This is a genomic window from Aristaeella hokkaidonensis, assembly GCF_018128945.1.
GTDB classification, from domain to species: Bacteria; Bacillota; Clostridia; order Christensenellales; family Aristaeellaceae; genus Aristaeella; species Aristaeella hokkaidonensis.
In genome coordinates this window covers 2,867,488-2,879,910 of sequence record NZ_CP068393.1, presented here as the reverse complement: position 1 = coordinate 2,879,910, position 12,423 = coordinate 2,867,488, and the positions used below count along the sequence as shown (strand labels likewise).

The following is a 12,423-nucleotide window of genomic DNA, read 5'->3' as shown; positions in this document are numbered from 1 at the left end:
AAGAAACAAAACTCGATGCCATATACTTTCCCTTAACGTTTTACGTCCATCCAATAATTCTGAATTCTTAATTCTGAATTCTGAATTAATTACTGTTGCCTTTTTGCATCGCTTTATCAATGCCTTCCTTTACCCATAGGCGCGCGGATTCCGCCGCCTTATCAAAGGCCGCTTCCATCTTTTCTTTGTCTTCTGCGCTCCAGTGTCCAAGCACCCAGGCTGCCAGATCCTGACCCGCCGGCCGGTCGCCCGTTCCTACCCGGATCCGCGGGAAATCCGTCTTTCCAAGGCAGGATGCGATACTCCGCATTCCGTTATGCGTTCCGGGGCCGCCGTTCTTGCGCACCCGTACCTTTCCCGGAGGCAGGTCGATATCGTCATAGATCACCAGCAGATTCTCCTGCGGCACCTTGAAACGGTTCAACAGGCGCTTCACACATTCCCCGCTCCGGTTCATGAAGGTCAGCGGCTCGCACAGCACAATCTTGGTTTCTCCGTCCGTCACTTCCGCGATCATGTCCTGTACAAACAGCTTTTTGCGCAGTTTCACGCCATAATATTCTTCCAGCCGGCTCATCACCTCATAGCCCGCGTTATGGCGGGTGTGGGCATACTTCTCCCCCGGATTTCCCAGGCCGACAATGAGTAACGTCTTTACCATATTGGTCTTCTCCAAACTGTTTCATTCATACTGAATCGCGTTTTCTGCAAAAGGTATTGGCGAAGTGAGAGATTCCCTCCCCTTCGCTGTTTCATATCATTGCATTTTTAGGGGCTTATGTCAAGAACAGCATAGGGTTTCCAGCCATTAGTACATACCGAAAACTTTCTTTTTAGCGCTTTTGGTGTTATCCTTTTGTATTATCTTACAGATGTTTCGGAAGGAGGGGTTCTCCATGAACCTCATTATCCCCAAGGACTACAACCCTGTCCTGGATCTGCGCGACACAGAGATTGCCATCAAGCTCGTTAAGGACTTCTTCGAGCAGGAACTGGCCAAAGCCCTGAACCTCACCCGCGTTTCCGCACCCATCATGGTCACGCCGGAAAGCGGTCTGAATGATAACCTGAACGGTGTGGAACGCCCCGTCTCCTTCGATGTGCTGGAAACCGGCGCCACCGTGGAAATTGTTCACTCCCTGGCCAAATGGAAGCGCCAGGCCCTTAAAACCTACGGTTTTTCCGTGGGTGAAGGCCTTTATACAGATATGAATGCTATCCGCCGGGATGAAATTACCGATAATATTCATTCTATATTTGTAGACCAGTGGGACTGGGAGCGCATCATGGCTCCTTCCGAGCGGAATGAGCAGTTCCTGCGGGACATTGTCAACCGCATCTACCTGACCCTCCGCAAGACGGAAGGCTTTGTCTGTGCCCACTATCCCCACATCAAACCGGAACTGCCGGACGCCATCACCTTCGTCACCACCCAGCAGTTGGAAGATGATTATCCGGACAAGACGCCCAAGGAACGCGAGTATATTGCGGCCAAGAAGTACGGTGCAGTATTCCTCATGCAGGTCGGCGGTGCCCTGCGCAGCGGCCAGCCCCATGACGGCCGCGCCCCGGACTATGACGACTGGAACCTGAACGGCGACATCCTGCTCTATGATCCCCTGCTGGACATCTCTCTGGAGGTTTCCTCCATGGGTATCCGCGTGGATCCGGACACCCTGCGCAAGCAGCTGAAGATCCGCGGCTGTGAAGAGCGGGCGGAACTGCCCTTCCAGAAGGCCCTGCTAGCTGGTGAACTGCCCCAGACCATCGGCGGCGGTATCGGCCAGAGCCGCATGTGCGTCTACTTCCTCCGGAAGGCCCACGTCGGCGAGGTTCAGGCCAGCATGTGGCCGGAAGAAGTCGTCAAGGCCTGCCGCAACGGCAATATTCCGCTGCTTTAATGCTGAAAGGTATTATGGCAGCCCTAGACTGGAATCCCTGGTGAATTATGAATGATAAATTGAAAAAACTCCTGTCCCTGCTCCTGGTTTTTCTGTTCCTTCTTCCCTGCCTGTCCTTCGCCGAAGAGACAGAAGATGTGGAAGAGGAATGGGAAGAGCTCGCAGACGTGAAGGATACCCTTCTCGCCACCGATGTCTTCTACCATACGCCCAATGAGCTCAGCGCTGTCAAATGTGACCATGAACTGTGCTTCTGGAATCTGGAAATGGGCCGTATGGATGAGGAAGCCATTTGGAAGGTGCTCACCCAGCCGGTGACAGTGCTTACCGGCAAGCAGCGGGAACAGGTACGTATCCTCGCCGAGCCGGATGAGAAATGCACTGACTATGTGGGTGTGGTCACCTGCACCAGCCAGGGTGTTCACGTACTGCGGGAGGAAGGAGACTGGTCCCTGATTGAAGCCTATTCCTCTTCCGAGGAAGGTTCCGCCGTCAAGGTCTTTGCTGAGCACTTCCAGGGCTGGGTCAAAACCAGCCGTCTCAAAACAGAGGAAGTGGACCAGACCTACGGCCTGGTCGTTGATAAGCTTCAGCAGCGGCTCTATGTCTTTAAAGAAGGAAAGCTCTTCAGCACCCTGCTGTGCTCCACCGGTTTCGCGAAGAACAAAGCCAACCTCTTCCACGAGACTCCCGCCGGGGAATTCCTCATGGTCAGCTGGGTCGGCGGTTTCCAGGCGGAAACCCTCTGGTGTGCCTATGGCATACGCATCAACAGCGGTATCCTGATCCACGAAGTTCCCAGCCGGCAGGAAACCAACAAAGCCGGTGAAACCTATACGTCCTATGCCCGGTGTGAACGCTATCTCGGGGAAAAGGCCAGCCACGGCTGCATCCGGGTCCAGCGCCAGCTGACGCCCGAAGGCGTCAATGCCAAATGGCTTTGGGATCATCTTTCCCGCAAGCCCTATACCAAGGTGATTATCTGGGATGACCTGGACCGGGAGCTCTGTTATCCGTCTGATGACCTGACCCTGTACTATAATCCCAACGGCGGAACAAACTATCATTCCCAGGCCACCTGCACGATGGTCAAGGATAAATACGAACCCATGACCGCCTTTACCTACGGTGAACTGGACAAGAAACCGTATAACAAACTGACCGCCTGTCCCGCCTGTGCTCCCATGCCCCGGAAGGAAAAGATCGACGAGCTCAATTCCAAGAGCCGCAAAAGCCAATAATCCCAAAAAACATAAGATAGAGCAGAGCCGCAAGCATAAGCTTGCGGCTCTTAACTATATAGTATTCTTAAGTTTTAAGTTTTAAGTATTCATTATTCATTACAAAAGATGAATTACTTCATCTTTTGTGTCGCTGCCCATCCCGCGTCAATCGTTTCCTGATGCTTGGTGGCATACGGTCCGATGGAGTTCACCTGCTCCTGTGTCCTCGGGAAGTGCAGGCAGGAATGTCCGGCGAAATTGTTATCCCTCACGTGCTGCACTTCATGCGGCATGGAGTGCGTGGATCCGATGTAGACGCTTCCGTCGGAGAAGACCACCCAAACAGCCCGCGGGTTCCATGTATTACCGCCGAATACCTTTTCCATCCGTGCGGTATCGTTCGCTGTTACGGGCTCATAGTCCGCATGCGCACCCAGGGAGAAGATATGAACCTGCCAGCTGATGCCTGTAGCGATATCATACACCGTCGCGTAGGGGTAACTCCTCGCCACGGATTTTACCTTATCGTACCAGTTCGCGTATTGTACCTTGGATGCGCTGGGCGTCACAGTAGTTTTCTGGTTTGTATTGGAGGCTGTGCTGCTGCTTGCGGCAGCATTGTTGGCAGCAGCTACGTTGCTCAGGCTGCTCAGGGTCTGCGAGCCTGCAATGCCGTCCGCGGTCAGGTTGCTGGCCTTCTGGTAAGCCTTGACTGCAGAGGCTGTCTGCTTTCCAAACACGCCATCCGCGGTTCCTTTCAGGTAACCCAGCTCAATCAGCTTCTGCTGCAAGGTCTTGACGTCCGCACCGGTGGAGCCGACCTTCAGAGTGCCGTTGGTATTTGTTGCCGGAGCTGCTGTAGTTCCCGGCTTCGGGGTAGCTGTGGCTTTCACATTGGCAGCTTTCGCGTTGCCGCCGTACAGCGTTCGCTGCGTCTGTTCTCCCGCTGTACCGTCAGCGGTCAGGCCGTTTGCCTTCTGGAAGGCCTTCACGGCATCCACAGTCTTGGCACCGTAATTGCCGTCTGCTTTCCCGGACAGGTATCCCAGCTGGATCAGGGCTTCCTGAAGCTGGGCCACGTCGGTTCCGGAGTCATTCTTGCGCAGGGTCGGCCAGCTGGCGGAAGTATTCGCTGTAGCGGTCACTTCCGGCGCGGGCGTCGAGCTGGTCGTAGGCTGAGGAGTTGGTGTTGTACCCTTCTTCAGGGCGTTGTCGGTAAACAGGATCGCATAGGTTGCCTGGCCGGCCACACCGTCATCCTTCAGGCCATGGGCCTTCTGGAATTCCTTCAGGGCCTTCACGGTTCCTTTACCCATCTTGCCGTCCACAGAACTCTTGTAATAACCCAGATCCTTCAGCCGCTTCTGCAGCAGCTTCACGTCGTCTCCCTTGTCCCCGTTCCTCAGGGATTCAGAAGGAACCGCCATAGTAGGTGTGGGACTGGGGGTAATCGCCACGGTCGGGGTCGCTGTGTCCTTCGCACCCAGAGCAGTACCGGACATAATCAGTGCCCTGGTGGTGGCGTCGGCTGTACCGTTGGAGGTCAGGCCGTTCTTTTTCTGGAAGGAGCGTACCGCTCCGATGGTATCCGTATCATATGTTCCGGAAGGAGTACCCTTCAGGTAGCCCAGCTCAATCAGCTTCTGCTGCAGTTCGGTAACAGCCGCGCCCTTGTTGCCCTTCTTCATGGATACTTCCTTCACGGGGCTCAGGGTCTTGATGCTGGTCTTTGTGCCTTTGGCATTCTTCGGCTGGCCGGAATACAGGAATGCCTGGATATTCGCATCCATGATGCCGGTAGCTGGATAGTCATTCTTCTCCTGGAAGGCGATAACAGCTTTTTCCGTACTCGCTCCGAATTTACCGTCCGCGCTGCCGGTCAGGAATCCCAGCTCAATCAGCGCTTCCTGCAGGGAACTTACTTCCGCGCCTTCCGCGCCCTTTTGCAGGATAGTATATCCGCCGGCATCCTCTTCAGGACTCAATGTCACAATCGGTGTGGGAGTAGGTGTCGCTTTAACCTTTTTGACTTCCTTCAATACAATGTAGTCCGTCTTCACATAGCCGGAGTATTTCTTGTACTGCACCTCAGCCCAGGAGCCTTTCACAGCGTTGACCGTGATCTCCGCATCCGCAGGGATCTTCTTCAGCAGTGTGCTCCGGGTAGAGCGGCTGGCCCGCAGATTCACCTTAACCTTCGTTTTCGTGGTATAAGGATAGCTGCTGACGGTTTCCAATGCTTCTTCCGTTGTCTGTTCCGATCCGGACGCGGTAAACCCGCTCACGGGAACAGCGCAGACAAGCAGTGTCAGCGCGGCAATAATCGCCATCAGCGTACGAAGGCGAATCTTCAGCTGAGACATACGATAACCTCCCACAGACGGGAAAAGGGCATAATCCTCCCGCCCACATTCGTATACATTATAATTTTATCTCATGCGTTACACAATGTCAACGAGTTATTCATTTTTCTGTAATATTTCTTCACAATTAGGGAAAAAGGGAATGATAGGGACGGTTCTCTTCGTTCCCCTGCTCGAAAAAAAGAAAAATTAATAAAAAAAGGAACGAAAAGAACCGTCCCTATCGTTCCACATTTTTAAGTTTTAAGTCTTAAGTTTTAATTATTCATTATGTCCTGATATGCCTGCCACTGTGCAGGCACATCAGGACACCCCTGCCATTTCCTCGCTGCCCGGATCTCCACGTAGCAGCCGCACTTTCCGCAGGTACCCCGCTGCAGGCTCTCACACTCCCTGCACCGGGAAAGACGAAAAGCGTACTCCTTTTCAGGGGTACGCTCTTCCTCCGGGATCGTCTCAATCCGTTCCCGGATAATCTCAGCCAATTCGGCCTCATCGGGCATTTCGCCGATCAGGCATCTGCAGGGTCTTATCACAGTCTGATCTCTGCCACGGCGCACGCCGGCATCCGGATCACCAGTGCTCCGTCCTTCACTTCGAAGTCGGAGAACGCTTTCACCGCCAGCGTGTTTTTGCCGAAGTCGTTGTATTCGTCCATCTTGCCGGTCAGGATCCGTCCCTCCGCGCCGCGGATGGCTTCTCCCTTCAGGCTCACAGTAATTTCCTGTGCCTTTTCCGGCTCCAGGTTGGACACGGTCAGTGTGATCCGGCCGTCTTTTTCAGAAGCGGAAGCCGTCACAGAAGGCATCGGGTACTTCTCGGTACCGGTCTGCTCCGCTTCCACATAGCAGTCCAGCTCCTTGGCGTCCATGTGCTCCTTGTACAGGTCAAACACATGATACGTGGGCGTCAGCACCATCTGGTCGCCTTCGGTCAGGATAATCGCCTGCAGCACGTTTACCGTCTGGGCGATATTGGCCATATGAACCCGGTCGCAGCGCTTGTTGAAGATGTCCAGCGACACCGCCGCCACCATCGCGTCCCGCATCGTATTCTGCTGATACAGGAAGCCCGGGTTCGTATCCGGTTCCACCTGGAACCAGGTTCCCCATTCGTCAATGATCAGGCCGACCCGCTTCTCCGGATCGTACCGGTCCATAATCGCCGCGTGCAGACCGATCTTCCGGTCAATGTCCGCCGCAAAGGACAGAGTTTCCCAGTAATCATCCTGGGTAAACACAGTCGCCCGGTTCTTGTTGTTCCATCCGCCGGGAATCGTGTAGCTGTGCATGCTCAGACCGTCCATCATATTGGCCGCGTTCTTCATCAGCACTTCGGTCCAGCTCACGTCCGCGTCTGAAGGTCCGCAGGCGATCTTATACAGCTTGTTGTCGCCGTACTGCCTGCAGTAAGTCTGGAAACGGCGGTATTCATCCGTATAATATTCCGCCCGCATGTTGCCGCCACAGCCCCAGCTTTCATTGCCGACGCCCCAGTAGCGTACGCCCCAGGCTTCCTTCTGTCCGTTCTTCCACCTTTCCTGCACCACGGTGCTGTCACCGTCGGAGTTCAGGTATTCCACCCACTCGCTCATTTCCTTCACCGTGCCGCTGCCCACGTTGCCCGTGATATACGGTTCGCAGCCAACCTGACGGCAAAGCTCCATGAACTCATGCGTGCCGAAGCTGTTATCTTCCACCACGCCGCCCCAGTGGGTATTCACCATGCGTTTCCGGTCCTGCTGTTCACCGATACCGTCACGCCAGTGATATTCATCGGCAAAGCAGCCGCCCGGCCAGCGCAGCACCGGCATTCTCAGGTTCTTCATGGCCTCGACCACGTCTTTACGCATGCCGTTCACATTCGGGATAGGGCTGTCTTTGCCCACATAAATGCCGCCGTAAATACAGCGGCCCAGATGCTCGGCAAAAGAACCGTAGATATACCTGGATATGGTTCCCTTGGACCGGTTCCGGTCCAGACTGATCTTAGCCATCAACCAATTACCTCCGGTAATTTCTAATTCATAATTCATAATGATCAGAATGCGGACTTTTTCTGCCTGAAAAAGTTTTGTCCGGCTGATCAATTCATTCACACACAATATAATTGTGAATTGTGAATTATGAATTCTGAATTTGCTGCAGCGCAGCCAGCGCTGCGGCTTGTTCCGCCTGCTTTTTGGTTTTACCCTCACCTTCAGCCAGTGCTTTCCCATACCGGTATACCGTGGCACGGAACACCGGTGCATGGGGCGGGCCGCTCTGGCCGGTAATCTCGTAGGTCGGAGCGTCTCCCCCGTCTTTCTGAAGGACTTCCTGCAGGGCGCCCTTGGCATCCTGCAGCGGACGGGAAACTTCTCCCTCTTCCGGCCAGCAGCGTTCCACAACACCGCGGGCAGCTTCCATGCCGCCGTCCAGATAGACTGCGGCCAGTACTGCCTCCATGGTGTCGCACAGTACGCTCGGTTTTTCCCTGCCGCCGGTCAGTTCTTCGCCCCGGTCCATGATCAGCGCCTCACCCAGCCCCAGCTTTTTCGCAATGGGGCTCAATGCCGCTTCACAGACCAGCAGCGCCCGCCGGTGGGTCAGCGCGCCTTCCCGCTCATCCGGATGAGCCTGATACAGCGCGTCGCTCATCAGGTACTGGAGCACCGCGTCTCCCAGAAATTCAAGCCGCTGGTTGTCGTTTTTCCCCATGGACGGGTGCGTCAAAGCGCGGCGAAGCAATGCTTCGTCGCGGAATGTGTACCCCAGGGCTTTCATTACCTGATCAAGCATGATCTTGCTGTTCTCAGCCCTTCACCTTGGCGATATATTCGGCCACGTCACCGACGGTCTTCAGCTTCATGATCTGATCGTCTTCCACCGTGATGCCAAAACGGTCTTCCATGTCCATGATCATAACCATGATGTTTGCGCTGTCGGCCTTCAGGTCTTCCATCAGGCGGCTTTCGGGCTTGATCTCTGCGGCATCCACCTTCAGCTGTTCAGCGATCATGTCTCTTACGGTTTCAAAATCCATTGTCAGATCCTCCTTCATTTCTTCTCCATTATATTCAGCCGGGTTTCCCCGGATGGATATACTTATTCTTCACTGGAAGCTGCTTCGCTTTCAGCAGCCAGCATCTTTGCTACGCCTTCCTCGATGATCTTCACGACGTTGCCGTCAATCATCTTCACGCACTGGCTGATAGCGCTGCAAAATGCGTAGTCATTGCTGGATCCGTGCGCCTTGATCACCGCGCCCTGGACACCCAGCAGCGGAGCGCCGCCGATTTCGTCGGAGCTCATTGTCTTTTTCACCCGCTTAAAGGCTGGCTTTGCGATCAGTCCGGCAATCTTGCCGCGGGTATCCGCCATCAGTTCATGTTTGATGGTACCCAGCAGTGCGCTGGCCAGGCCTTCGGTATACTTCAGGATCAGGTTGCCGCCGAAGCCGTCCGTTACGCACACATCCGCCTGATCCAGCGGAACGTCCCGGGCTTCCACGTTGCCGATGAAGTTGTAGGGAGCCTTTTCCATCAGCGGATAGGTTTCCTTCACCAGCTTATTGCCTTTTTCAGCCTCCGCACCGATGTTCACCAGGCCGATCCGGGGATTCTTCATTCCCATCACGCCCCGCATATAAGCGTCGCCCATGATACCGAACTGCACCAGGTATTCCGGCTTGCAGTCCACATTGGCGCCGCAGTCAATCAGCAGGAAATGGCCCCGTCCGTTGGGCATCAGCGGCGCCAGGGCAGGTCGTTCAATACCGGGAATCCGGCCCAGGCGGAACATACCGCCGGCCAGCGTCGCACCGGTGGAGCCGGCGGATACAAAGCCGTCCGCTTCGCCGCTGCGCACCTTCAGCATCCCCTGTACGGTGGCGCTGTTGACCTTCTTGCGCACACCCATCACCGGGCTCTCGTGATTCGTAATCACTTCCGGCTCTTCCTCCAGGATCAGCCGGTCCTTCACGTCTTCATAGTCGCCCAGGAAAGGCTTGACTTCATCCAGCTTGCCCGCCAGGATGATGGTCAGATGCGGATACTGCCGCAGTGCTCTCAGTGCGCCTTTTACCGGTGCTTCCGGTGCCAGGTCTCCGCCCATCGCGTCAACGTAGATCGTCATGATTGAACGCCTCCAAATGTTGGATTCCCAACTGTATTATACTGCCATTCCCAACCCGGTATTTGTAATAATTCAGAATTAAGAATTCAGAATTCAGAATTATTACTGTTGCTGATTCTCCTTCGAGGTTTTTACGATCGCTGCAACCAATCGAATGATCTCTTCACAATCAGCAATCAGACTATCTGCTGCCTTACCGGAAATATAATCCGTTTCCCTCAACAACTCCAACCAATACTGTGTTTCATCCGCTTCCTTAAGTGAAATCTGCATCTTGGCCAGGAAGTCAGCTGTGCTCTGGGCTCTTATGCTTTCTCTGATGTTTGCGCCAATGCTTGTACCACTTCTAAGCACCTGCTTTGAAAGGATAAACTCTTTCTTTTCTACTGTCAGGTGCTGGTAGAGACGAATAATTCTGATAGCAAAAGCCTTGCTCTTCTGAACAACCGGATTGCTATCTTTCATCGTCACCTCCATAACCTTTAATTCTGAATTCTTAATTCTGAATCCTGAATTCGTTTTTTACCTTTCAGGTAAGGTCAGTGAGTACATGGTTTCACCCGAGGCCAGCAGCATCCGGCCGTCATCCGTGATTCCGTAGAAAGCGGTGATTTTAACCCCTTCCGGCGCGGGAATCTGATATCCGAAGAACCGCTGACTGGACATGTCCGCCCGGTAGATATAATCTTCGGAAATCGCGTAGATGTTCCCCTTGTGGATGCTTGCGCCTACGCAGGAGGTCGGCAGCGTGTACCGCTTGTCATTCATGCCTTCCAGTACTCGCAGTTCAGAAATCAGCTGCGCGCTGGAAGTCTGGCTGGTCGGAGCAAGCAGCAGCTTGGCACGTCCGCGTTCCGGAATGTCCGCGTCAATCAGCTTCCATCCGTATACCAGCATCGTGCTGTTTGTGTCCTGTGTGCCCTTGTAGTCATAGGTGTACACCTGCTGGGTGGTAAACACCCGCAGCCGGGCGTTCTCATAAATCACCTTATAGGTCAGGGATTCACCCAGGGAAACCTCCCGGTAATTCATCTTACCGACCTGGAAGGTGTTCATCACCGTATTCGGTGCGGTACCGAACACGTCCAGTGCCAGCGTCCACAGGTATTCACCCTGTTCTCCGTAGAATCCGGCATCCAGGATCATCAGGCCGCTGTAGGCTTCCTGTTCCTGGTCCACCTGGGCGCCCTTCAGGTCCTTCACGATCAGTTTCGGTTCTGTATCTTCCTCACCTATAACCACCGCGGCAAACCGTTCACCCACCCGGGCGAGCTGAACCTTGGCTTCCATACTCTCGTTATAGGTCGCGTTTCCGTTTTTATCCACCAGGAACAGCTGCGTACCGGACCAGATCGCCATGTGCGTCGGTCCGACAGTAAACTTCACGTCGCTTCCCGCCGGAAAACTCCAGCGGATCGTTCCGGAGGAAGACAGGTGATGGATGGACACGCCGTCATAGTAGACGAGTCCGTCCCGGAAGGGCGTCACGTTCTGGTTTGCGTAACAGGGCAGCTTGGCCATACTGATCTCTTTGCCCTTACCGTACCGGCCCAGAAAATGAATTCCCAGCACCACAGCCAGCGCAACGCTCACCAGGATAATCCAGCTGCGAATCTGCCGCCGCCGGATCTCCTCCTGGCTTTCCCGGCTTTCCGCAGCGTTTCTGCCGCGTGTCCGGAACAGCTGGTCGTTAATGTTCTGGTTCCCTCTTGCCATTATCCTCGTTCCTCGTTAAATTCATAATTCACAATTCATAATTCATAATTCATAATTCCGGATACTGACTTCGTTCTGTAAATCTGTCAGAACACCGTCAATCTGACGTATTCACGTCCTGTAACTACCGGATATAATTCTGAATTCTGAATTCTTAATTCTGAATTCGTTTTGGACAGTTCTCCACTGCGCTGATGACCGGATCCATCCAGTCTTCATTGAACAGCTCGATCACGCCGGTATCGCATTCCTTGGCCACCGCCGGATCAATAGGCAGCTGAGCCAGCAGCGGGATACCCTCTTCAAGCGCCACCTTCGCGGTCTGGCTTTCGCCGAAGGGGAAGATCTTCTTTCCGCAGTCCGGGCAGCCGATCCAGCTCATGTTTTCCACCAGGCCCAGCACCGGAATGTTCATCATCTTCGCCATCTTGGCGGCCTTTTCCACGATCATGCCAACCAGTTCCTGGGGGCTGGTCACGATAATGATACCGTCCACCGGCAGGCTCTGGAACACTGTCAGCGGAACGTCACCGGTTCCCGGAGGCATATCCACAAACATGAAGTCCACATCGCCCCAGAGGACGTCGGTCCAGAACTGCTTCACCGTTCCCGCGATCAGCGCGCCGCGCCAGATCACCGGATCCGTATCGTTTTCCAGCAGCAGGTTCACGCTCATTAGCTTTACGCCCGTGCGGCTTTCCACCGGCAGGATCCCGTCTTCCGTACCCATCGCCTTTTCGCGGATACCAAAAATCTTCGGGATGGACGGGCCCGTGATATCAGCGTCCAGCACCGCGGTGCTGTGGCCGTTGCGCCTGGTCAGCACAGCCAGCAGGCTGGTAACCAGGCTCTTACCCACGCCGCCCTTGCCGCTTACCACAGCAATCACTTTTTTTACATTGCTGAACGCGTTCTGTGCTTCCAGCAGGCTTTCCGGCTTATTGCGGGATGCGCAATCCGCCCCGCAGCTGGAGCAATCGTGCGTGCATTCAGACATGACATTTCACCTCAGTCTTCGTTCTTCATAAAGGGATCCAACCGATATATTATGCATGATAAACCATCAATTGTCCATGACCCATCCGGTAAAAAACAGATCAGAACC

At 54.3% G+C, this 12,423-nt stretch carries 12 protein-coding genes; 2 read left to right on the top strand and 10 right to left on the bottom strand.

The annotated features are described in order from the left end of the window. Positions 1-85 precede the first annotated feature (85 nt). Positions 86-661, bottom strand: a complete 576-nt coding sequence (gene pth / locus JYE49_RS12945; RefSeq protein WP_093957934.1) for an aminoacyl-tRNA hydrolase — start codon at positions 659-661, stop codon at positions 86-88. A 235-nt stretch (positions 662-896) separates the two neighbouring features. Between pth and asnA the strand changes: the two genes are divergently transcribed. Then, positions 897-1,901 (top strand): aspartate--ammonia ligase, encoded by a 1,005-nt coding sequence (asnA, locus tag JYE49_RS12940; protein ID WP_093957933.1) that lies wholly within the window; start codon positions 897-899, stop codon positions 1,899-1,901. Positions 1,902-1,960: 59 nt separating this feature from the next. Beyond that, positions 1,961-3,142 (top strand): L,D-transpeptidase, encoded by a 1,182-nt coding sequence (locus JYE49_RS12935; RefSeq protein WP_179217390.1) that lies wholly within the window; start codon positions 1,961-1,963, stop codon positions 3,140-3,142. Between the two features lie 113 nt (positions 3,143-3,255). Here the strand turns inward: JYE49_RS12935 and JYE49_RS12930 are convergent, their stop codons facing one another. The 9 genes from JYE49_RS12930 to JYE49_RS12890 all read right to left on the bottom strand — a co-directional run bounded on the left by JYE49_RS12930 (position 3,256) and on the right by JYE49_RS12890 (position 12,315). Next, positions 3,256-5,487, bottom strand: a complete 2,232-nt coding sequence (locus tag JYE49_RS12930; protein ID WP_093957931.1) for a peptidoglycan-binding protein — start codon at positions 5,485-5,487, stop codon at positions 3,256-3,258. A 257-nt stretch (positions 5,488-5,744) separates the two neighbouring features. Next, positions 5,745-6,023, bottom strand: a complete 279-nt coding sequence (locus tag JYE49_RS12925) for a DUF6171 family protein (protein WP_283399434.1) — start codon at positions 6,021-6,023, stop codon at positions 5,745-5,747. After that, on the bottom strand, positions 6,020-7,483 hold the full coding sequence (locus JYE49_RS12920) for an alpha-N-arabinofuranosidase (protein WP_283399433.1): 1,464 nt from the start codon (positions 7,481-7,483) through the stop codon (positions 6,020-6,022). The genes JYE49_RS12925 and JYE49_RS12920 overlap by 4 nt, the downstream gene beginning before the upstream one ends. Positions 7,484-7,610: 127 nt before the next feature. After that, complete coding sequence (gene rnc / locus JYE49_RS12915) at positions 7,611-8,267, bottom strand: ribonuclease III (protein ID WP_093957929.1); 657 nt, start codon at positions 8,265-8,267, stop codon at positions 7,611-7,613. A 13-nt stretch (positions 8,268-8,280) separates the two neighbouring features. Further along, positions 8,281-8,511 carry an acyl carrier protein gene (locus JYE49_RS12910; protein WP_093957928.1) on the bottom strand — a complete coding sequence of 77 codons (231 nt, stop codon included), beginning with the start codon at positions 8,509-8,511 and terminating at the stop codon, positions 8,281-8,283. A gap of 62 nt (positions 8,512-8,573) precedes the next feature. Then, positions 8,574-9,602: a phosphate acyltransferase PlsX gene (plsX, locus tag JYE49_RS12905; protein ID WP_093957927.1), complete on the bottom strand. Its 1,029-nt coding sequence runs from the start codon at positions 9,600-9,602 to the stop codon at positions 8,574-8,576. Between the two features lie 102 nt (positions 9,603-9,704). Further along, positions 9,705-10,079: a four helix bundle protein gene (locus JYE49_RS12900; RefSeq protein WP_283399432.1), complete on the bottom strand. Its 375-nt coding sequence runs from the start codon at positions 10,077-10,079 to the stop codon at positions 9,705-9,707. A 45-nt stretch (positions 10,080-10,124) separates the two neighbouring features. Continuing rightward, a complete protein-coding gene (locus JYE49_RS12895; protein WP_093957925.1) occupies positions 10,125-11,318 on the bottom strand; it encodes a hypothetical protein in 1,194 nt (397 codons plus the stop codon). Positions 11,319-11,472: 154 nt separating this feature from the next. Beyond that, complete coding sequence (locus tag JYE49_RS12890) at positions 11,473-12,315, bottom strand: Mrp/NBP35 family ATP-binding protein (protein WP_093957924.1); 843 nt, start codon at positions 12,313-12,315, stop codon at positions 11,473-11,475. Positions 12,316-12,423: the final 108 nt, after the last annotated feature.

Coding starts and splice junctions, on each gene's coding strand:
- pth (WP_093957934.1), bottom strand. CDS start 661: ATGGTAAAGACGTTACTCATTGTCGGCCTGGGAAATCCGGGGGAGAAG.
- asnA (WP_093957933.1), top strand. CDS start 897: ATGAACCTCATTATCCCCAAGGACTACAACCCTGTCCTGGATCTGCGC.
- JYE49_RS12930 (WP_093957931.1), bottom strand. CDS start 5,487: ATGTCTCAGCTGAAGATTCGCCTTCGTACGCTGATGGCGATTATTGCC.
- JYE49_RS12920 (WP_283399433.1), bottom strand. CDS start 7,483: ATGGCTAAGATCAGTCTGGACCGGAACCGGTCCAAGGGAACCATATCC.
- rnc (WP_093957929.1), bottom strand. CDS start 8,267: ATGCTTGATCAGGTAATGAAAGCCCTGGGGTACACATTCCGCGACGAA.
- JYE49_RS12910 (WP_093957928.1), bottom strand. CDS start 8,511: ATGGATTTTGAAACCGTAAGAGACATGATCGCTGAACAGCTGAAGGTG.
- plsX (WP_093957927.1), bottom strand. CDS start 9,602: ATGACGATCTACGTTGACGCGATGGGCGGAGACCTGGCACCGGAAGCA.
- JYE49_RS12900 (WP_283399432.1), bottom strand. CDS start 10,079: ATGGAGGTGACGATGAAAGATAGCAATCCGGTTGTTCAGAAGAGCAAG.
- JYE49_RS12895 (WP_093957925.1), bottom strand. CDS start 11,318: ATGGCAAGAGGGAACCAGAACATTAACGACCAGCTGTTCCGGACACGC.
- JYE49_RS12890 (WP_093957924.1), bottom strand. CDS start 12,315: ATGTCTGAATGCACGCACGATTGCTCCAGCTGCGGGGCGGATTGCGCA.